Origin of the sequence: Streptomyces sp. NPDC020489, assembly GCF_044386545.1 — a bacterium.
GTDB lineage: Bacteria > Actinomycetota > Actinomycetes > Streptomycetales > Streptomycetaceae > Streptomyces.
Genome location: NZ_JBIRUZ010000001.1, coordinates 617596 through 637197, shown reverse-complemented (window position 1 = coordinate 637197; position 19602 = coordinate 617596). Strand labels below are relative to the sequence as shown.

Here is a 19602-nt window from a genome sequence, read left to right as displayed (position 1 = left end):
TCACAGCCCCCTGCGGAGGCGCTCCGTCAGCGCCCGACCCTGCTGCGGGGACGGCCGGGGTTCGGCGAGGCGGGTGTGGAGGCGGTCCAGGTGCAGGTCGACGGTGGCCTCGACGAGTTCGGCGTAGGCCGCGGCGGCGAGCTCGGCACGGCGCCGGGAGACGAGGGCGGCGAGGAGGGCGATCGGCGCGGCCGGCCACCAGTACAGGGCGAGCGGTAGATACAGCAGCGCCCAGCCGCCCAGCGCGAACGCGGCGTCCAGCCGGGACCGGGTCGCGGTGAGGGTCTCGCGGGTGGGGGTGGGCAGCAGGAGCCAGAGGCGGGGCCAGATGGTGGCGAGGTCGATGCCGTACTCCTGTCCCAGACGCACGGCGGGCGCGCGGAGGCGGTCGCCGAGCCGGGTGGGGTGCTCGGGACGGATCAGGGCGAGGGCGTTACGTCGGGCGGCGTGCCCGGCGGCGCCCTGCTCATGGTGCGCCGCGATGGCGGCGTACCGGTCGGCGCGGGCGGCGTGCTGGCGGGCGTCCTGGACACCGGCACGGCCGGGGGATGACGGGGTCGGGACGGGCGGGACGGATCCGGTGGCGGGGTCTGGGGTTCCGGATCCGGCGGCTGGACCCCGCGTTCCCGACCCCGCCGGGTCGGCCGTCCGTGCCGTCCGCGTGCCTGCGTGGCGGGCCGCTCGGCTCTGGACGGCCTGTCTGCGGTGGGCGGCCTCGGCCAGGGCTCGCTGTCTGCGGTGGGCGGCGTCGGCGGTGGTCCAGAGGGTCTGTCGGCGTGTGGTCAGGCGGGCCGAGAGGCTGCCGAGGGGGCGGGGCCAGGGACCGCACAGGGCGCGCTCGACCGGGCCGGCGAGGGCCTGGGCCAGGGCTCCGACGGCGGCGGAGACCGGGACCGCGGCGAGGACCAGCAGGACGGCTCGGGCGACGAGGCTGTCCTGCCCGCCCGCCTCGCCCTCGGTGAGCGCGGTGAAGCCGTCCCACAGAGCGCGCCAGTCGTGCCAGTCGCGCTGTCCGAGCCGTACGGCGACCGCCGCGACCAGCAGGTAGGCGAGGCCCGGCAGCACGAGGAGGGTGAACCAGCGCTCGGCCAGCTTGCGGCCCAGCTCGGCGAGGAATCCCGTCACCGGCCGGACCTCACGCGTCCGGCACGAAGGTCAACACCCGCTCGTGGAGCAGGCACTCCGGTGGTCCCTCCGCCGCTCTCCGCTGCTCGACGCGGTCGCAGGCGCCCGCCGGGCAGAGGTACTGGCCGCGGACGGGTGCCCCCGGACCGCCGACCGGCGGCGGGGCCGCGCCCGGGCTGCCGACCGGCGTGGCATGACGGGAGGTGGACAGCGAGGCGGTGACCTCGACGCCGAGCGACTCGAACACCTCGGAGAAGTCCGCGCCCTCGCGCAACCGTCGTACGGCCTGTTCCAGCGCGGCTCGTCGGGCGCCGCGCTGGAACGCCCGCAGCAACGCCAACTCCCGGCAGAATTCGGCATGCAGCTCGCCGTAGGGGGTGTCGCCGTCCGCGGAGGTCATGCCCCGATCGTAGGACCCCAGGCTCCTCCCCCGCCGCTCACGCCCCCGAATGCACATGGGCCGCCCAGCTCAACGGCCGGTCCGGGTGCCGTTCCCGCAGTCGTCGTACGGCGTGCCACAGGGCCGCCGCGGCGGGCGGCGTCCCCGGTCCGGCCGCCGCCAACTCGCCATAGACGCCCTCGGCGATCTCCGCCGAGGCCTCGTCGTCCGTCCTCCACAGCGTCCCGATCACCTGGGAGAACCCGGCGAGTTGGAGGGAGCCCGCCAGGTGCAGCGCCTCGTCCGGCAGCCGGGCCCCGCCCACCGCCGTCTCGCACGCCGAGAGATACGCGAACTCGGCCTCGGGCAGGTGGAGTCGGGCCATGTCCAGCACCGAGAGCGTGCCTTCGGACAGCAGCAGCCGTCCCTGCGAGGGGTGTTGAGGGTCCTGGACGCCGTGGCACGCGAAGTGCACCCAGGCGTGACCGGCGAGCGCGGAGCGTACGGCGTCGGCGTGGGCCGGGGCGCCCGACAGCAGCGTGCCGCCCACCGCGCGGTGGGCCAGCTCGGCCTCGCGCAGGGCGCCCGGCAGCGGAGCCTGCCCCGGGGTCTCCGGTACGGCGACGATCAGTGGCTGTCGACCGGCGGGGGCCGTGCGGCTCCTGGCCCGCAGCAGGGCCGTGAGGCTCGGTGTGTAGGAGGAGACGACCCGGTCGGGCACCGCGCCGGCGGCGTGCAGCGGGAGGAAGGTCAGCGGTCCCGAGGGGCACCACCACAGCCGGGGCGGCCGCTCACCGGGCAGGGGCGGGCCGGTGATGTCGAGCGCGGTCAGGACCGGTTCGGCGATCGTCGTCCACAACCAGTCCAAAAGGTCCCCGACGAACTGTTCGGCGAAGGCGCGGGCCAGACCCGAGCGGCCCGCGGCGGCGACCGCCTGGACGAGCAGTTCGCCGCGTTCCCGGGCCTCGGCGTGGGTGAGGCCGGGCAGCGTGCGGACCCGTACGCCGGTGCCGTCGAGCAGCAGGGCGTGGCCGGGGCCTTCCCGGTCGACGGTGACCACCACGACCGGCCCCTGGTCGCCCGCGGTCAGCAACCGTTCCGCCCGGGGCGGCCGCAGGAAGTCCCGGAAGTCGCCGCGGGCGCGGATCGTGTCGAGGGTCTCCTGCCATGCGCGGGCCAGCCGGTGGCGGCGGTCGGCCCCGGACACGGACAGGTCGTCGGCGGCCCGCTCCAGTTCCCCGCGCACCCGCGTGAAGCGGGCGGCGAGTTCGGGGTCGGCCGCGGCCAGGTCCTCGGCGTCGGTGCGCAGTTCGAGGGCCTGGGCGGCGAGGACGCCGCGGCTCGCCTCCAGCAGCTCCAGCGCGTCCCCGGGCCTCCCGGCGGCGAGCGCGACCCTCGCCGCGAACGACCCCAACTCCTCGTCGCTGAGCACCTGTTCCTGGTCGGAGCGGTCGGCACCGCGCCACACCGCCAGCGGCAGCTCGTCGACCGCGTCCCGTACCGCGGCCAGCGCCCGTTCCGCGTCGCCGACGGCGTGCGCCACACCGGCCACCCGCACCGAGGCGGCGAGGCGGTGCGCGGGAGGCTGCGCCGGGTCGGCGGCCAGTGCGGTGTTGACGTCGAGCGCCTGGTCCCGGACGGCGTCGTAGCCTCCGTCCGCGCGGGCGATGTCCTCGAGGGCCCAGGAGACGGCGCCCAGTGCGCCGCCGCGCAGCGGATGCCCGGGCGGCGCCAGGCGCACGCACTTGCGGGCGGCCGCCAGCGCGATGTCGAGATCCTCCCGGTCGCCGCCGTGCCGGTACCGCTCGCGCAGGGCGTGGGACAGGTAGCCGTAGAGGCTCAGGCGGCGCAGCGGGTCGGCGGGCGGGTCCATCAGGGCCGTCTCGAAGTGGCGTACGGCGGCCTCGGCGTCCTCGGTCCCGGCGCCGGGCAGCCGGAAGCGGGCGAGCAGGACGCCGCCGAGCGCGGTGACCAGGCTGTGCCGCATGTGGTGGCCGGGCCGGGTGGTGGCCAGGGCGCGTTCGACGAGCCGCCGCGCGCGGTCGAGTTGGGCGGGGTCCCGGGTCCGGCGGGCGTGGTCGGCCAGCAGGGTGGTGACGTTGCCGAGGAGCACCGGCGTCTCGGCCTCGAACCGCGGTATGTGGGAGGCCAGTTCCTCGCCCACGGTGACCGCCTCCCGCAGCGAGGCGAGATGGCCGGTCCGGGTGTGGCGTTCGGCGAGGGCCATGATCAGGGCGCCCCGCAGCGCGTTGACCACCTCGATGTCCTCGTCCTCGGCCGTCCCGGCGAGGCCCTCGCGGCAGCGGGCCATCGCCTCGTCGAGCAGGGAGAGGTCGTGGTCGAACCGGTAGCGGTGCACGAGCACGGTGGCGAGGACGGACAGCGCGAGGGCCCGTTCGGCGTCGGAGCGGGCGTGGGCGAGGCTGCGGCGGGCGGCCTCCTCGGCGGGGCCGTGGTCGGGCTCGGGCTCGCCTTCCGTGCGGGCGAGGTGCAGAAGGCAGAGCGCGCGCAGGGCCGGGGCGTCGCCGGCGTGCGCCCCGCCCGGCGCGGTCAGCGGGGTCACGACGGCCAGGGCGCGGGTGATCACCTCGGGGTCGCCGGTCTCGCGGCAGGCGTGCACGGCGGCGATCCCGTACGAGCTCACCGCCGCGCGTGAGGTGTCCGGTCCCGTGAGGCCCTCGCCCATGAGGTCCAGCGCGCGCTGCCGGTCCGCCCGGTCGCCGCTCAGCTGGTAGCGGTACTGGAGGTGCCGGCCCAGTTCGGCCGCGTACCTCGACGGCCGGGCGGCGTACAGCTCCTCGAAGGCCTCGATCGCCTCCGCGAGGCTCTCCGGGTCCCGGGACCGGGCGAAGCGCTGGGCCAGCAGGCCCGCGGTGACCGGCGCCATGCGGTCCCTGACCCGGCCGTAGTACGGATTCTGGCGGAGCGCGCGCTGCAACCGGAGTGCCTCGTCGAGCAGTTGGACGTCCTTCGGCTCGTGGGCGGTCGCGGTGACGAAGGCGCCGCAGGCCGCCACGGCGTAGGCCGACCACTCCACGCCGCGAGGGTCCATGGCGGCGAGGGCGGTCCGGACGAGGGCGGTCACGTCCCGCATGGGCGAGGCGTCCCGCAGCCTGGCGCAGCGGTTCGCCAGCAACTCGGCGAGCCGGACGGCCGTGTCGGCGCCCGGTGTCCCGGGCGGGCGGTGCTCGTACGCCGCGCGGGTGTGTTCGATCGCCGTCTCCTCGTCGGCCGGGTCGCCGGTGTGGCGGTGGCGTGACTCCGCGATGTGCGAGAGGAGTTGGTGCAGCGTGGCCCGGCGCGGGTCGGCGGGCGTGGAGCCGCGCAGACAGCGGGTGCCGCAGAGCAGGGCGGCGTCCAGGCACCAGCGGCGCAGGTGCTCGGGCGTGCCCTCGTCCCTGGCGTGGTCGAAGTAGGCGACGGTCATGTTCGCGGCCGTGTTCAGCGTCTCCGGGTCGAGGTGTGCCGCGGGGGCGACCAGGGGGCGCAGTGCGGCGGGCGTGGCCGCGGGGTGCAGGCGGTGCCGCAGGGCAAGGGCCAGGAGGACCGGCGCGGTCTCGGGCGGGTGGTCGCCCCGCGCACCCCGGTCCTCGGCCGATCGCCCGGCCACCCGGAACAGTTCGACGAGCCCGGCCGATCGCTGCGGCGAGGGCGCGGGGGGCGCCCCGCCGTCCCGTACGGCGGGCCAGACCGCGGCGAGTTCCTCGTGGTGCCGCTCCAGCAGCGCCCGCAGCTCGCGTCCGCTGAACCACCCGACCACGCCGCCTCCCCCGTGCCACGCCCTCCGGTGCCCCGTACACCGAACGCCGCCACGGTAACCGCGGCGGCGCCCGGCTGTCGCACAACTCACCTCACGGGCTGGGAGGTTGTCTTGCTCCCGCGCTCGGCCTCTGCGTGAGCATCAGCGTCGGCCTCAGCCGAAGAACACCCCCACCTCCTCGTACAGCTTGGGGTCGACCGTCTTCAGCTTCGCCGTGGCCTCCGCGATCGGCACCCGCACGATGTCCGTGCCGCGCAGCGCGACCATCTTGCCGAAGTCGCCGTCCCGTACCGCCTCGATGGCGTGCAGGCCGAAGCGGGTGGCGAGCCACCGGTCGAAGGCGCTGGGGGTGCCCCCGCGCTGGATGTGCCCGAGGACGGTCGTGCGGGCCTCCTTGCCCGTGCGCCGCTCGATCTCCCTGCCCAGCCACTCGCCGACGCCGGAGAGCCGGACGTGCCCGAAGGAGTCGAGCGACGCGTCCTTGAGGACCACGTCGCCGTCCTTCGGCATGGCCCCCTCGGCGACGACCACGATCGGGGCGTAGGAGGCCTTGAAGCGGGAGGTGATCCAGGCGCACACCTGGTCGACGTCGAAGCGCTGCTCGGGGATGAGGATGACGTTGGCGCCGCCCGCGAGTCCCGAGTGCAGGGCGATCCAGCCGGCGTGACGGCCCATCACCTCGCAGACCAGGACGCGCATATGGGACTCGGCGGTGGTGTGCAGCCGGTCGATGGCCTCCGTAGCGATGCCGACGGCGGTGTCGAAGCCGAAGGTGTAGTCGGTGGCGGACAGGTCGTTGTCGATGGTCTTCGGTACGCCGACGACGGGTACGCCGTACTCGTCGGTGAGCTGTGCCGCCACGCCCAGGGTGTCCTCGCCGCCGATGGCGATGAGCGCCTCGACCTCCTGCTTGGCGAGGTTCTCCTTGATCCGGCGGATGCCGCCCTCGATCTTCAGGGGGTTGGTGCGCGAGGAGCCGAGGATGGTGCCGCCGCGGGGCAGGATGCCGCGCACGGCGGGGATGTCGAGGCGGACGGTGTCGTTCTCCAGTGGTCCTCGCCAGCCGTCCCGGAAGCCGACGAAGTCGTAGCCGTACTCCTGCACGCCCTTGCGGACGACGCCCCGGATGACGGCGTTGAGCCCGGGGCAGTCGCCGCCTCCGGTCAGTACTCCGACGCGCATGGAAAAGTCCCTTCGCCGCAGTTGCCTGTGAGAGTCACGCTAATGGTGATCCAGGTCACACAGCGATGGGTGGGAAAGGCAATTCCGGTGAATCAGCGGGTGGTTCGTTCACGGGCCGTCAAAGGGGCGCGTGTCCGTCGTGGTCAGGCGCGCTGGTCGCCGGCACGCGCACCACTCGGCATCGCGCGCCCTGCTCTTCGTCCGTGCGCTACTCGCCGTCCCGCCCGCTACTCGTCGTCCAGCCCGCGCTCTATGGCGTACCGGACGAGTTCCACCCGGTTGTGCAGCTGGAGCTTGCCGAGGGTGTTCTGGACGTGGTTCTGGACCGTGCGGTGCGAGATGACCAGGCGCTCGGCGATCTGCTTGTAGCTCAGGCCCTTGGCGACCAGCCGCAACACCTCGGTCTCCCGGTCGGTCAGCTGCGGCGCCCTGGGCTGGTCGGGGTCCGCGGCGGGCGCGGGCTCGGAGGCGAGCCGGCGGTACTCGCCGAGCACGAGACCGGCGAGGCCGGGCGTGAAGACGGGGTCGCCGACGGCCGTGCGGCGCACCGCGTCCAGCAGTTCCTCGGTGGACGCCGACTTCAGCAGATAGCCGGTCGCGCCCGACTTCACGGCCTCCAGCACGTCCGCGTGCTCCCCGCTCGCCGACAGCACCAGGACCCGCAGCGCCGGGTTGTGGCCGACGAGCTCCTTGCAGACCTGGACGCCGGGCTTGAGCGGCAGGTTCAGGTCGAGCACGAGCACATCGGGCCCGGCGGCCCTGGCCCGGCGCACGGCCTGGTCGCCGTCGCCCGCGGTGGCCACCACGTCGAAGCCGGCCTCGGCCAGGTCGCGGGCGACCGCGTCGCGCCACATGGGGTGGTCGTCGACCACCATCACCTTGATCGGGCCCTTGTCGCTCATCGCTGTCCTGCCTTCCCCCGGGAGACCTTCGGTACCTTCAGCTCGACCTCCGTGCCCTGTCCGGGCACCGAGATCAGATCGGCGCTGCCGCCGAGTTCACGCAACCGCCCCCGGATCGACAGGGCGACCCCCATCCGCCCCTCCCCCTCGGCCTGCGCGAGCCGGCCCTCGGGAATGCCGGGCCCGTCGTCCCGCACGGTCACCACGACCTCGTCGGGCTCGTCCTCGACCAGGATCCAGGCACGCGCGTCCTGCCCGGCGTGCCTGCGTACGTTGTCCAGGGCGGCGCCCACCGCGGCGGCCAGCTCCCTCGCGGCGGCCGCGTCCAGCTCCACCGGGGCGCCGGGGTCGGCGAGGCTGACCCTGGCGGCGGCGAACGGGGCGAGCAGGGCGCGCAGATCGACGGGGCCGTCGGTGTCCGGCTCGTCGACGGCGCGTACGACCGCCCCCTTCGCCCCGTCCTCCGACGCCCAGGACACGCGGGTGAGCCCGCCGGAGACCAGCGTGCGCAGGGCGACCTCCTGCTCGCCGGCCATCCGGCCCAGCTCGGCCGCCTCGCCGCCGAGGACGGCACCGCGCCGCTGCACCATGGCGAGCACCTGGAGCACGCTGTCGTGGATGTCCCGGGCGAGCCGCTCCCGCTCCCGGGTCGCGGCCTCGATCTCCAGGGCCCGGGCGAGGGTGCGCTCGGAGGCGCGGGCGACCTCGACGACGTAGCCGATGGCGATGGAGGCGACCCAGACGAGGATCACGTTGTGGACGGTGTCCCGGGCCGGCTGGCCGCGCTCGATCAGGTTGGCGACGGCGACCGGCGTGGAGGCGAGCGCGGCCCAGCGCCAGCCGCCCTTGATGGCGAACGCGAGGACCGAACCGGCGGTCCATATCGACGGCAGGGTGGGACCGCCGGTGTCGATGTGGTGCTCGCTGACGGCCAGCGGGGTGAGCAGGATGCCGACGAGCGCGATACCGAGGTCGACGGCGAGGAAGCGCCGGGTGCAGGCGGCCTCGTTCTGGACCCGGGGCAGGGTGGCGAGCGTCCAGACGCACAGGACGGCGTAGTAGGCGAGGGCGATGCCGGGACGGTCGTAGTTCTCGTGGTTGGTCGCGAACAGGCCGACCGCGTACAGCAGGGTCAGCACCCGGTAGCCGGTGAGCGCGCGCCACAGCGGCAGCTCCACCGACATCCTCATCACACGCTCACGCCTGGCCATGAATGAACCCCACCCCGCCCCCGTAGCCCCGTCTAGGACTCGGAGCGTTCCTTCTCCGCCTTGGCGAGGGCGGCCTTCGCCGCCTTCTCCGCTTCCTTCTCGGCCTTCGCCGCCTCCGCGATCTGCCGCTTGGCGGCGGTCGCGTACATGTCGACGTACTCCTGGCCGGAGAGCTTCATGATCTCGTACATGACCTCGTCGGTCACCGCGCGCAGCACGAAACGGTCGTGCTCCATGCCCTGGTACCGGCTGAAGTCCAGCGGGGCGCCGATCCGGATGCCCGGCCGCATCAGCTTGGGCATGACCTGGCCGGGCGGCTGGATCTTCTCGGTGTCGATCATGGCGACCGGGATGACCGGCGCGCCGGTGGCGAGCGCCACGCGCGCGAGGCCGCCCGGCTTGCCCCGGTAGAGGCGGCCGTCGGGCGAGCGGGTGCCCTCCGGGTAGATCCCGAACAGCTCACCGCGCTCCAGCACCTCGACCCCGCTCCTGATCGCCGCCTCGCCCGCGCCGCGCCCCCCGGAGCGGTCCACGGGGAGCTGGCCGACGCCCTTGAAGAAGGCGGCCGTCAGACGGCCCTTGAGGCCGGGGGTGGTGAAGTACTCCGCCTTGGCGATGAAGGTGACCTTCCGGTCGAGCACCGCGGGCAGGAAGAAGGAGTCCGAGAAGGACAGGTGGTTGCTCGCCAGGATCGCGGGGCCCTCGGCCGGGATGTTCTCCAGGCCTTCCACCCAGGGCCTGAAGGCGACCTTCAGCGGCCCTCCGATGGCGACCTTCATGGTTCCGTACAACAACCCCGTGCCTCCTGTGTGTGTCGATCAGACCTTAACCCGGAGCACTGTCAAAGGCCCCGACGGCCCTGGTCGGTGTCAGTGCGGTCGCGTACGGTGAACCCCACCTGGACACGTTCACACCCTTCTCATGAACAGGAGACCGAAGGTGCCGGTCCTCCCTGGAGCCGAGCCGTTCCGCCACGAGGGCGGCGAGACGGCGGTCCTCCTCTGTCACGGCTTCACCGGTTCCCCGCAGTCGCTGCGCCCCTGGGCGGAGTACCTCGCCGAGCGGGGTCTGACCGTGTCGTTGCCCCTCCTTCCGGGCCACGGCACCCGCTGGGAGGACATGGCGCTCACCGGCTGGCAGGACTGGTACGCCGAGGTGGACCGCGAGCTGCGGGCCCTGCGCGAGCGCTGCACCCGGGTGTTCGTGGCGGGGCTGTCCATGGGCGGCGCCCTCGCCCTGCGGCTGGCCGCCAAGCACGGCGACGCGGTGAGCGGTGTGGTGGTCGTCAACCCGGCGAACCGGATGCACGGCCTCGCGCCGTACGCCCTTCCGGTGGTCCGGCACCTGCTGCGGTCGACGCCGGGGATCGCCGACGACATCGCCAAGGAGGGCGCCCACGAGCTGGGGTACACCCGGGTGCCGCTGCACGCCGCGCACTCGCTGCGGCAGTTCTTCCGGCTGGTCGACGGCGAGCTCCCGCAGGTCACCCAGCCGCTGCTGGTCCTGCGCAGCGCGACGGACCACGTGGTGCCCTCGGCCGACTCCGCGCGCGTGCTGAGCCGGGTGTCCTCGACGGACGTATCGGAGATCGTGCTGGAACAGAGCTACCACGTGGCGACGTTGGACCATGACGCGGAGCGCGTCTTCGAGGAGAGCTTCGCCTTCATCGGCCGGCTCGCGACCGGTATCGGCAAGGAAGGGACGGCCGCACGTGGCTGAGCACGACTCCGACCGCGAGGACCGTGAGCCGGAAGAGCGGGGCGTCCCCTTCGACGAGGCGGCGGCCTGGGCGGCGATCGTCGCCGGGTACGGCGAGGAGCCGCCGGACCCGCCGGGTGCCAAGCCGTTCAAGTCGGTGGAGGACCTGGCGCTCCTGGAGCCGGAGACCAACGACGACAAGCCGGAGCCGGAGGAGGAGAAGGAGAAGCCCGCCTCGGCCAAGCCGCTGGGCAGCTCGGTCTCCTTCGCGCCCGGAGTCGGCCCGCGTGACTACGCGCCCGCCGAGCCGGCCGAGGAGGACTTCGACGAGGAGGACGAGGGCCACTTCGTCCCGCCGGAGCCGCCGCCGCTGCCGACCGCGGACACCACCGCGAAGTTCGCCTGGCTCGCGGTGCTGGGCGGCCCGCTGCTGCTCCTGCTGGCGATACTGCTGCGCTGGGACATGACCTGGTGGCTGGCGACCCTCGGCATCGGCGGCTTCCTCGGCGGGTTCGCGACGCTGGTGGCGCGGATGCGGACCGATGAGGAGGACGAGGACGACCCGGGACGCGGCGCGGTCGTCTGAGGCTCAGCTCGCGGGGATCCTGAGGGTGGCCAGGACCGGCAGATGGTCGGTGGCCGCCCTCAGCCGTGTCTCGGGGACGTCCTGCGGGACACCGCAGCGCAGCACCTCGATGCCTTTCGTGGCGAAGATCGCGTCGATCCGGCGAGGGGGCTCGGTGTGCGTCCAGGTGTGCTCGCCGCCCCAGGGGGCCGTGGCCCAGCAGTCCTGGAGGTTGTCCGAGAGCCGGCGGAAGGTGCGGCCGCCGGGGCCCTCGTTGAGGTCGCCGCCCGCGACGGCGTGCTCGACTCCCATGCCGGCCAGCCGGTCGAGGAGCATGCCGCCCTGTTCGTAGCGCTCGTCCTTGTGGAGGCTGAGGTGGCAGCTCAGGACGCCGAGCCGGGCGCGGCCGAAGCGGACGACGGCGGTGGCGAAGCCGCGGCGGTGCTGTCCGGGCGTGAGCGGCAGCAGGACGTCCTCGGTGCGTTCGACGGTGGCCCGCAGGTCGCACAGGATCGCGGGGCCGGCCGCCGTGGCGCCGCCGGAGAGGATCACGAGGTCCGCCGCGCCGGCCAGGCGGGCGAGTTTCTTGCGCCAGCGGAAGAAGCGGGGGGCTTCCTGGACGAGGACGAGGTCCGGCGCGCAGGCGCGGATGACCTCGGCCAGTGCGTCGGTGTCGTCCCGCAGGGAGCGGACGTTGTAGCTGAGGACGCGGACGAGGGCGGAGTCGTCGGGTGCCATGGGGTGATTTTTGCGCCTCAGGGCCCGGGGCGCGAGGTGTGCGCGCGACGGCCGGTGCGTTGCGGCCGGTCGCGCGGTGCCCCCGCGCCCCCTGGGTGGGCAGAAGCGCCCCCTGCTCACATGATCGGGTCGGGTTCCCTCGCCAGGTCCGCCGCGCCCACCAGGCCCGCCTTGTTGCCCAGCCGGGCGGCGATCACGTCGGCCACCGGGCGCCAGTTGCCGCCCACCAGCCAGCGCTTGTAGGACTTGCGGATCGGGTCCAGGACCAGCTCGCCCTCGTCCGAGAGGCCGCCGCCGACGATGAAGGCGGACGGGTCGAAGAGGGAGGCGAGGTCGGCGAGACCGGCGCCGGCCCAGCGGGCGAGCTCGCGGTAGGAGTCCACGGCGACCGGGTCGCCCTGGCGGGCGGCCATGGAGATGTGCTTGCCCTCGATGCCGTCCGGGGAGCCGTCGCCGAGGCTCAGCAGGAGCTCGGCGTTCTCCGGGGTGGCGTTGGCGCGCTGCTTGGCGTACCGGACCAGGGCGCGCCCGGAGGCGTACTGCTCCCAGCAGCCCTGGGAGCCGCAGCCGCACAGCAGGCCGTCCGGCACCATGCGGATGTGGCCGAACTCGGCCGCGACACCGAAGTGCCCGCGGCGCAGCTTGTTGCCGATGATGATGCCGCCGCCGAGGCCGGTGCCGAGGGTGATGCAGATGACGTTGCGGTGGCCCTTGCCGGCGCCGAACCTGTACTCGCCCCACGCGGCCGCGTTGGCGTCGTTCTCGACGACGACGGGAAGGCCCACGCGGGCCTCGACCTTGTCCTTCAGCGGTTCGTTGCGCCAGTCGATGTTCGGCGCGAAGTACACCTCGGAACGCTGCCGGTTGACGTAACCGGCCGCGCCGATGCCCACGCCCACGATCTCGTGCCCGGCGCGCGCCCCGTCCACCGCGGAGGCGATGGCGTCCACGATGCCCTCGGGCGTACCCGGGGTCGGCACCTTGTGGGTCGAGAGGATGTTGCCTTCCTCATCGACCACGCCGGCCGCGATCTTCGTGCCGCCGATGTCGACGCCGATGGTGAGTCCCATGAATCCCTCAGTTTCGGTCGAGCCCCGCTACGGCCCACCGTACCGGAGGGGGCTCTAGTCCAGGTCGATCCGCTCCCCGGGGCCGGGGTCCTCGCCCCGGTCCTCCGGGTCGCGGGACGGCTTGTCCCGGGTCGTCCAGCGCTGTTCCTGGGCCTGGACCGCGGAGCGGTACGCGGCGAGCAGTTCGCTGCCCGCGGCCGCGAGGTGGTCGAAGACGTCCGGGTTGCGTTCGATGACGGGTTCGACGGCGGCCCTGGCCTGCTGGACGACCTGGTTCACCACCTGCTGGGCGGCGGGCCCGGCGACCGCGCCGAACAGGGGTGACTGGATCGACGACAGCTTGTCGGTGACGGCGTCGACGAGCTTGCGCAGTTCCTCGGCGGCCGAGCCCGGGGGCGTGCCGTGCTCGGTGCGGCGGCGGGCCTTCTCCGCTGCGAGGTCTTCGGCGCACGCCGTCGCCCAGGCGTCGGCGTCGGTGGCCCGCACCTCGTCGGCAGCCTCACGACGGGCGGCCTCTGACGGGGGGAGCTCTTCGCTCATGACGGACTCCTGACTGCGGTTCGTCCCTACGACGTTACCCGAACGGGCGCACCGGGTTCACCGGGTCCGCGGCCAGAGATCCGGGTCCGGCGTGAACCGGACGCGCAGCTGCCCGTCGCGCAGGCCCGCACCGGCGACGGCGCAGCGGCGCAGGGCGGACGGGAGGGGCACCACCCGACGGAACTGCCCGGCGGTGAGCACGAGTTCGTCGCCGCGCCGGATCAGGTCGAGGTCGTCGCGCAGCGCGCCGGGCAGGGGGATGTGCCAGACGAGGACGCCGTCGTCGGCGAGCTGGTCCCGCACCGGCCACTCGGTGCGGGAGGACCCGGTCGGCGCCCCCGGCACGGCGAGCGCGGCGAGGTCGTCGGTGCCCCGCGGGTCCCGGCCGAGATGGGCGACGGGTACGACGTCGTGCGTCTCGGTCCACTCCTCCAGTGTCTTGCGCTGCTGGGCGACGAGGCCGGCGAGCCAACTGTCGGCGACGGCCTCGGGCAGGACCCGGTTGGCGACGACGTGGTCGGGGCGCAGTCCGCGCAGGGCGAGGGCGAGGGTCGCGGCGCGCACGGCGTCGGCGCCGCCGGGTCCGGGCTCCGCGACCAGCCGTACGACGGTGTCGCGGTCCGTGACGACGGCCTCGACGGCGGCCAGGTCCCTGTCCCAGCGGGCGGCGGTCTCGTACAGCCACTCCGAGGGCATCGGCACCCCGGCGAGGCGGCCGAGGACGGGGCGCAGGGCGCGGGCCGCCTGCCGTTCGGCCGGGAGCAGCCGTCGCAGGTACCGGCGGAGCTCCTCGGGCAGGGCGAGCAGGGCGAGCGCCTGCGGGGTGGGTGGGAGGTCCACGACGAGCAGGTCGTGGACCTCGGAGAGGGCGGCGTCGCGCAGGGCGCGCAGCAGGGTGAGTTCCTCGGCGCCGGGCAGGGGGGTGACCTCTTCCGGGTCCAGCCGGGAGGCGCCCAGGAGGTCGAGCACGGAGGACGCGCGCTGCTGGAAGGCGGCGAGGTCGTCCCGGAAGCCGGCGGCGGCGTCGGGACGCCAGGCGGTGAGCCGGTCCCGGACCTGAACGGGCACCGGTCCGGTGGCCGCGCCCAGCACCGCGCCGAGGGTGTCGGTGCGGTCGGCACTCAGGACGAGAGTGCGGACGCCGTCACGGGCGGCGGCCAGGGCGGTGGCGGCGGCGAGGGTCGTACGACCGCCACCGCCGGGACCGGTGATCAGGAGGGTGCGCATGGGAGTGAACGGTAACTCTCCGCGTCGCCCTCCGGCGCCGTCGCGCCGTCTCGCTCCCGGCCCCCGCGCGCGGGTCCGGCCCCGGTCCCCGGTGTCGCTCGGCTACTTCGGCCCCGACTCGACGCGCTTCTTCAGTCCGGCCAGCGCCCGGTCGATGATGACCTTCTCGGCCTTCCGCTTGATCATGCCGAGCATCGGGATCTTGACGTCCACGGTCAGGACGTAGGTCACCTCGGTCGCCCCGGCCCCGGCCGGCTTGAGGATGTACGAGCCGTCGAGCGAGCGCAGCATCTGGGACTTCACCAGCGTCCAGGAGACCTCGTTGTCACCGGTCCAGGTGTAGCCGAGGACCTGGTCGTCCTTGATGGCCCCGGCGTCCATGACGAGCCGCACCTGTTCCGCACGCCCCTGGGCGTCGGTCGAGAGGATCTCCGCCTCCTTCACCTCGCCGGTCCAGTCCGGGTAGCGGGCGAAGTCGGCGATCACCGCCATGACGTCGGCCGGTGCCGCCTCGATCGTGATGCTCGAGCTGGTGTGTTCCGCCATCGCCGTGGCTCCTCCAGATGCGGGCCGGTAGGGCAAGTCGTCCTGCCCACGTGTGTGCAGCGTGAAGGCTACCGCGCACGTGAGCACCCGACGTCACCGCCCGCTCACCATTCCAGGGCCCACGGCCTGCCGCTCCCGGCGAAGTGGCCGACGTTGACACACTCGGTCGCGCCGATCCGCATCCGGCGCACGAGCGGCTGGTGGACGTGGCCGAACAGCGCGTAGCGCGGCCGGGTGCGGTGGATCGCCGCCAGCAGCGCCCGGCTGCCGCGCTCGAAGCGGCGCGCGACGGTGTCGTAGACCAGCTCCGGGACCTCCGGCGGGATGTGGGTGCACAGCACGTCGACCTCGCCGACGGCCTCGATCTTCGCCGCGTACTCCTCGTCGCTGATCTCGTACGGGGTGCGCATGGGCGTGCGCAGTCCGCCGCCGACGAAGCCGAAGGTCCGGCCCCCGATCTCCACCCGCTCCCCGTCCAGCACGGTCGTGCCCGGTCCGGCGTACTCGGACCACAGAGACGGCATGTCGACATTGCCGTAGGTGGCGTACGTCGGGGTCGGGAACGCGGCGAACAGCTCGGCGTACTGGCTGCGCACCGCCTTCTCGATGGCCGCCGCCCGGTCGGTGCCGATGCCCGCCCACAGCCGGGCGCCGAACTCCCGGGCCTCCTCGTAGCGGCGGGCGGTGCGCAGTTCCACGATGCGGTCGGCGTTCGCCTCCCCGAACAGGTCGGGGAAGATGCCGCGGGAGTGGTCGGCGTAGTCGAGGAAGAGGACCAGGTCCCCCAGGCAGATCAGGGCGTCCGCGCCCTCGCCGGCTCTGGCCAGGTCACGGGCGTTGCCGTGTACGTCGCTGACCACATGTACGCGTGTCCTCCGGTTACCGGCCGGTGTGGGTGCCATGGCGATCAAGGGTAGGCCCGTGCGGCAGACGTGAACAGTGGCGGCGGGACCTGCGGTTACTGGCTAGTCATCAAATGCGTGGACTACTGTGCGCGAGAAAGACACCAAATCTGTGTGACGCAGCGAACATCTCGCCGGGCCCCCCTGTCGGAGACGCCATACCGGCGGGTAACGTCCGGGCAGTCCAGTCGTGCTCAGGATTTCAACCAGTGGTCGCAACCGCTGGGCCCCGAGCACCTGCCCGAGCCTTGGACCGCACCGTCGCATCGCACAACGTCGTGGCGCCGGCGCCCTATGAGGAGCAGCAGTCTTGCGCGAGTTCAGCCTTCCGGCTTTGTACGAGGTCCCTGCGGACGGCAACCTCACGGACATCGTCCGTAGAAACGCCGCGCAGCATCCCGACGTCGCCGTGATCGCCCGCAAGGTGGGCGGCGCCTGGCAGGACGTGACCGCCACGACCTTCCTGGCCGAGGTGCACGCCGCCGCCAAGGGTCTGATCGCCTCCGGTGTCCAGCCCGGCGACCGTGTCGGCCTGATGTCCCGCACCCGCTACGAGTGGACGCTGCTCGACTTCGCGATCTGGTGCGCGGGCGCCGTCACCGTGCCGGTGTACGAGACCAGCTCGCCGGAGCAGGTCCAGTGGATCCTGTCCGACTCGGGCGCCACCGCCGTGATCGTCGAGCTGGACGGCCACGCCGCCGCCGTCGAGTCGGTGCGCGCGACCCTGCCCGACCTCAAGCACGTCTGGCAGATCGAGGCCGGGGGCGTGGAGGAGCTGGGCCGCCTCGGCGCCGGCATCACCGACGCCGCCGTCGAGGAGCGCGGCTCGCTCGCCAAGGCCGACGACCCGGCGACCATCGTCTACACCTCCGGCACCACCGGCCGCCCCAAGGGCTGTGTGCTCACCCACCGCAGCTTCTTCGCCGAGTGCGGCAACGTCGTGGAGCGCCTGCGGCCGCTGTTCCGCACCGGCGAGTGCTCGGTGCTGCTCTTCCTCCCGCTCGCCCATGTCTTCGGCCGGCTCGTGCAGGTCGCGCCCATGATGGCGCCGATCAAGCTGGGCACCGTCCCGGACATCAAGAACCTCACCGACGAGCTGGCCTCCTTCCGGCCGACCCTGATCCTGGGCGTCCCGCGCGTCTTCGAGAAGGTCTACAACTCGGCGCGCGCCAAGGCGCAGGCGGACGGCAAGGGCAAGATCTTCGACAAGGCCGCGGACACCGCGATCGCCTACAGCAAGGCGCTGGACACCCCCTCGGGCCCGTCGCTCGGCCTGAAGATCAAGCACAGGGCCTTCGACAAGCTGGTCTACAGCAAGCTGCGCGCGGTCCTCGGCGGCAAGGGCGAGTACGCCATCTCCGGCGGCGCCCCGCTCGGCGAGCGCCTCGGCCACTTCTTCCGCGGCATCGGCTTCACGGTCCTGGAGGGCTACGGCCTGACCGAGTCCTGTGCGGCGACCGCCTTCAACCCCTGGGACCGGCAGAAGATCGGCACGGTCGGTCAGCCGCTGCCGGGTTCGGTGGTCCGCATCGCCGACGACGGCGAGGTCCTGCTGCACGGCGAGCACCTGTTCACCGGCTACTGGAACAACCCGGGCGCCACCGAGGAGGCGCTGGCCGACGGCTGGTTCCACACCGGTGACATCGGCACCCTCGACGAGGACGGCTACCTCAGGATCACCGGCCGCAAGAAGGAGATCATCGTCACCGCGGGCGGCAAGAACGTCGCCCCGGCGGTCATCGAGGACCGCATCCGCGCGCACGCGCTGGTCGCGGAGTGCATGGTGGTGGGCGACGGGCGGCCGTTCGTGGGCGCGCTGGTCACCATCGACGAGGAGTTCCTGGGCCGGTGGGCCGCCGAGCACGGCAAGCCGGCGGGTGTCACCGCGGCGTCGCTGGTCGACGACCCGGACCTGAACGCGGCGGTCCAGGCCGCGATCGACGACGGCAACGCCGCGGTGTCGAAAGCGGAATCGGTGCGGAAGTTCCGCATTCTCTCCTCCCAGTTCACGGAGGACTCGGGCCACCTGACGCCGTCGCTGAAGCTCAAGCGGAACGTGGTGGCGAAGGACTACGCGGACGAGATCGAGGCGATCTACCAGAAGTAGCAGGCTCCCTGACGGAGCGTCATGGCGCGGTGTCCTCCACGAGGACCCGCGCCATCGTCCGTTCGGCGAGCGCGGTGATCGTGACGAACGGGTTCACCCCGATCGACCCGGGCACGAGCGAGCCGTCGGTGACGTACAGCTTCGAATACCCCTTCACCCTCCCGTAGTTGTCCGTCGCCCTGCCCAGCACGCAGCCGCCCAGCGGGTGGTAGGTGAAGTCGTCGGCGAAGACCTTGTCGGACGAGCCGAACAGGTCGTAGCGGTAGATCGTGGCGTTCGCCGCGTTGATCCGGTCGAACAGCTTCTTGGCCATGCCCGAGGACACGGCGCTCTGCGCGGCGGTCCAGCCGAGTTTCACCCCGTCGGTGGCGCTGTCGTACGAGAAGGTCGCGCGCGACGGGTTCTTGGTGATCGCCAGGTAGAGGCTGACCCAGTGCTCCAGTCCCGTGGGCAGGGGAGCGATCTCGGCGAAGACGGGGTTGGCGGTGTTCGCCCAGTCGTCGATGCCCATGACCGGCATGGTCGACTGGTTCGCCCCGACGGTGTCCCACAGGTGGTTGGCCCGGCCGAGCATGGTGTTGCCGTTGGGCCCCCACCCGGCGCCGACGCTCGGGTCCAGGGCGGGCAGGGTGCCCGTCTCCCGGGCCCGGACGAGGAGTTCGGTGGTGCCGAGGCTGCCGGCGCCGAGGAAGAGGTAGGTGCAGTGGTACTGCTTGGTCTCGACGACCCTGCCGGTGACGTCGACGCGGTCGGCGGTCAGGACGTAGGTACCGTCGCTTTCCCGGCTGACGGCCCGCACCCGCTCCATCGTGTTGATGGTGACGTTGCCGGTGCCGAGCGCCGAGGCGAGGTAGGTCTTGTCGAGGCTGCGCTTGCCGTGGTTGTTGCCGTAGATGACCTCCTGGGCGAGCGCGGACCTGGTGGCGGTGCCGGCGGCCTCCTTCTGCATGTAGGCGAAGTCGTAGGTGCTGGGTACGAACGTGGTCCGCAGGCCGGTGTTCTGGGCGTGCTTGCGGGAGATCCGCGAGAAGCGGTACCACTCCGTCGACTCGAACCAGGCCGGGTCGACGGTGTTGACGCCGAGCATGGAGTTGGCGCGCGGGAACCAGGTGCCGTACATCTCGTCGGCGTCGACGGTGGGGAACTGCTCGGCGAAGTACGACTTGCGCGGGGTCACCGCCATGCCGCCGTTCACCAGGGAGCCGCCGCCGACGCCGCGGCCCACGTAGACCGACATGTCGGCGAAGCGCACCCGGTCCAGGACGCCGGGGTAGGGGCTGATGTTCTTGTTGACGACGTCCAGCCACAGGAAGGTGGCCAGCGGCGCCTCGGTGCGGGTGCGGAACCACATGGAGCGCTGGTCCGGACGCGCGGTGGAGCAGAAGACCTTGCCGTCGGGGCCGGGGGTGTTCCAGAGCCGGCCCATCTCGATCATGATGGTGCGGATGCCGGCCTGGCCGAGACGGAGGGCGGCGACGGCGGCGCCGTAGCCCGAACCGACCACGATGGCGGGCGCGTTGTCGACGGCGGCCGGTTCGACGGCCTGTGCCGACTGAAGACCGATGCGGGTGAGACCCGAGGCGGCGGCCGTCTGGAGGGCGGCCATGCCCAGGATTTGACGTCTCGTCAGCTGACGCTGCATCAGTTGTG

The 19602-nt window shown here is 73.0% G+C and carries 17 protein-coding genes; 3 read left to right on the top strand and 14 right to left on the bottom strand.

Going from position 1 to position 19602, the window contains the following annotated elements; all coding sequences use genetic code 11:
- The 7 genes from ACH41F_RS02840 to ACH41F_RS02810 form a co-directional block, all read right to left on the bottom strand.
- A complete protein-coding gene (locus tag ACH41F_RS02840; RefSeq protein ID WP_398832421.1) occupies positions 1-1125 on the bottom strand; it encodes a hypothetical protein in 1125 nt (374 codons plus the stop codon).
- Positions 1126-1135: 10 nt separating this feature from the next.
- Positions 1136-1525, bottom strand: a complete 390-nt coding sequence (locus ACH41F_RS02835; RefSeq protein WP_391229919.1) for a hypothetical protein — start codon at positions 1523-1525, stop codon at positions 1136-1138.
- 37 nt (positions 1526-1562) lie between these two features.
- A complete protein-coding gene (locus tag ACH41F_RS02830) occupies positions 1563-5264 on the bottom strand; it encodes a CHAT domain-containing protein (protein WP_391229916.1) in 3702 nt (1233 codons plus the stop codon).
- A gap of 153 nt (positions 5265-5417) precedes the next feature.
- Positions 5418-6446: an ATP-dependent 6-phosphofructokinase gene (locus ACH41F_RS02825; RefSeq protein ID WP_391229913.1), complete on the bottom strand. Its 1029-nt coding sequence runs from the start codon at positions 6444-6446 to the stop codon at positions 5418-5420.
- 227 nt (positions 6447-6673) lie between these two features.
- Positions 6674-7348, bottom strand: a complete 675-nt coding sequence (locus ACH41F_RS02820) for a response regulator (protein ID WP_391229911.1) — start codon at positions 7346-7348, stop codon at positions 6674-6676.
- The gene (gene macS, locus ACH41F_RS02815) at positions 7345-8559 is read right to left on the bottom strand and encodes a MacS family sensor histidine kinase (protein ID WP_398832416.1); all 1215 of its coding nucleotides are present in this window, start codon (positions 8557-8559) and stop codon (positions 7345-7347) included. Before macS ends, ACH41F_RS02820 begins: the two co-directional genes overlap by 4 nt.
- A 32-nt stretch (positions 8560-8591) precedes the next feature.
- The gene (locus ACH41F_RS02810; protein ID WP_391229906.1) at positions 8592-9338 is read right to left on the bottom strand and encodes a 1-acyl-sn-glycerol-3-phosphate acyltransferase; all 747 of its coding nucleotides are present in this window, start codon (positions 9336-9338) and stop codon (positions 8592-8594) included.
- A gap of 160 nt (positions 9339-9498) precedes the next feature.
- Here ACH41F_RS02810 and ACH41F_RS02805 point away from each other — a divergent pair, with 160 nt between their 5' ends.
- Both ACH41F_RS02805 and ACH41F_RS02800 read left to right on the top strand, forming a co-directional pair.
- Positions 9499-10278 (top strand): alpha/beta fold hydrolase, encoded by a 780-nt coding sequence (locus ACH41F_RS02805; protein ID WP_391230581.1) that lies wholly within the window; start codon positions 9499-9501, stop codon positions 10276-10278.
- A complete protein-coding gene (locus ACH41F_RS02800; RefSeq protein ID WP_391229904.1) occupies positions 10271-10843 on the top strand; it encodes a hypothetical protein in 573 nt (190 codons plus the stop codon). Before ACH41F_RS02805 ends, ACH41F_RS02800 begins: the two co-directional genes overlap by 8 nt.
- 3 nt (positions 10844-10846) lie before the next feature.
- Here ACH41F_RS02800 and ACH41F_RS02795 read toward each other — a convergent pair whose 3' ends face one another.
- The 6 genes from ACH41F_RS02795 to ACH41F_RS02770 all read right to left on the bottom strand — a co-directional run bounded on the left by ACH41F_RS02795 (position 10847) and on the right by ACH41F_RS02770 (position 15803).
- Positions 10847-11560, bottom strand: a complete 714-nt coding sequence (locus ACH41F_RS02795) for an endonuclease/exonuclease/phosphatase family protein (protein ID WP_391229902.1) — start codon at positions 11558-11560, stop codon at positions 10847-10849.
- 116 nt (positions 11561-11676) lie between these two features.
- A complete protein-coding gene (locus ACH41F_RS02790; RefSeq protein WP_391229900.1) occupies positions 11677-12630 on the bottom strand; it encodes an ROK family glucokinase in 954 nt (317 codons plus the stop codon).
- Positions 12631-12684: 54 nt separating this feature from the next.
- Positions 12685-13170, bottom strand: a complete 486-nt coding sequence (locus ACH41F_RS02785; RefSeq protein ID WP_391229899.1) for a DUF5304 family protein — start codon at positions 13168-13170, stop codon at positions 12685-12687.
- Between the two features lie 57 nt (positions 13171-13227).
- The gene (locus ACH41F_RS02780) at positions 13228-14397 is read right to left on the bottom strand and encodes an ArsA family ATPase (protein WP_398832411.1); all 1170 of its coding nucleotides are present in this window, start codon (positions 14395-14397) and stop codon (positions 13228-13230) included.
- Positions 14398-14499: 102 nt separating this feature from the next.
- Positions 14500-14943 (bottom strand): SRPBCC family protein, encoded by a 444-nt coding sequence (locus ACH41F_RS02775; protein WP_391229895.1) that lies wholly within the window; start codon positions 14941-14943, stop codon positions 14500-14502.
- A gap of 104 nt (positions 14944-15047) precedes the next feature.
- Positions 15048-15803, bottom strand: coding sequence for a metallophosphoesterase (locus ACH41F_RS02770; RefSeq protein WP_391229894.1), 756 nt, complete (start codon positions 15801-15803; stop codon positions 15048-15050).
- Between the two features lie 352 nt (positions 15804-16155).
- On the opposite strand from ACH41F_RS02770, the gene ACH41F_RS02765 reads away from it, so the two are divergent.
- Positions 16156-17952 (top strand): AMP-binding protein, encoded by a 1797-nt coding sequence (locus ACH41F_RS02765; RefSeq protein ID WP_391229891.1) that lies wholly within the window; start codon positions 16156-16158, stop codon positions 17950-17952.
- A gap of 19 nt (positions 17953-17971) precedes the next feature.
- Here ACH41F_RS02765 and ACH41F_RS02760 read toward each other — a convergent pair whose 3' ends face one another.
- Positions 17972-19558 (bottom strand): GMC oxidoreductase, encoded by a 1587-nt coding sequence (locus tag ACH41F_RS02760; protein WP_398832776.1) that lies wholly within the window; start codon positions 19556-19558, stop codon positions 17972-17974.
- Positions 19559-19602 lie beyond the last annotated feature (44 nt).

What these genes read in the sequence shown, in the direction of transcription:
- ACH41F_RS02835 (WP_391229919.1), bottom strand. Translation starts at nt 1,525, where the DNA reads ATGACCTCCGCGGACGGCGACACCCCCTACGGCGAGCTGCATGCCGAA.
- ACH41F_RS02825 (WP_391229913.1), bottom strand. Translation starts at nt 6,446, where the DNA reads ATGCGCGTCGGAGTACTGACCGGAGGCGGCGACTGCCCCGGGCTCAAC.
- ACH41F_RS02820 (WP_391229911.1), bottom strand. Translation starts at nt 7,348, where the DNA reads ATGAGCGACAAGGGCCCGATCAAGGTGATGGTGGTCGACGACCACCCC.
- macS (WP_398832416.1), bottom strand. Translation starts at nt 8,559, where the DNA reads ATGGCCAGGCGTGAGCGTGTGATGAGGATGTCGGTGGAGCTGCCGCTG.
- ACH41F_RS02810 (WP_391229906.1), bottom strand. Translation starts at nt 9,338, where the DNA reads ATGAAGGTCGCCATCGGAGGGCCGCTGAAGGTCGCCTTCAGGCCCTGG.
- ACH41F_RS02795 (WP_391229902.1), bottom strand. Translation starts at nt 11,560, where the DNA reads ATGGCACCCGACGACTCCGCCCTCGTCCGCGTCCTCAGCTACAACGTC.
- ACH41F_RS02790 (WP_391229900.1), bottom strand. Translation starts at nt 12,630, where the DNA reads ATGGGACTCACCATCGGCGTCGACATCGGCGGCACGAAGATCGCGGCC.
- ACH41F_RS02785 (WP_391229899.1), bottom strand. Translation starts at nt 13,170, where the DNA reads ATGAGCGAAGAGCTCCCCCCGTCAGAGGCCGCCCGTCGTGAGGCTGCC.
- ACH41F_RS02780 (WP_398832411.1), bottom strand. Translation starts at nt 14,397, where the DNA reads ATGCGCACCCTCCTGATCACCGGTCCCGGCGGTGGCGGTCGTACGACC.
- ACH41F_RS02775 (WP_391229895.1), bottom strand. Translation starts at nt 14,943, where the DNA reads ATGGCGGAACACACCAGCTCGAGCATCACGATCGAGGCGGCACCGGCC.
- ACH41F_RS02760 (WP_398832776.1), bottom strand. Translation starts at nt 19,558, where the DNA reads ATGGCCGCCCTCCAGACGGCCGCCGCCTCGGGTCTCACCCGCATCGGT.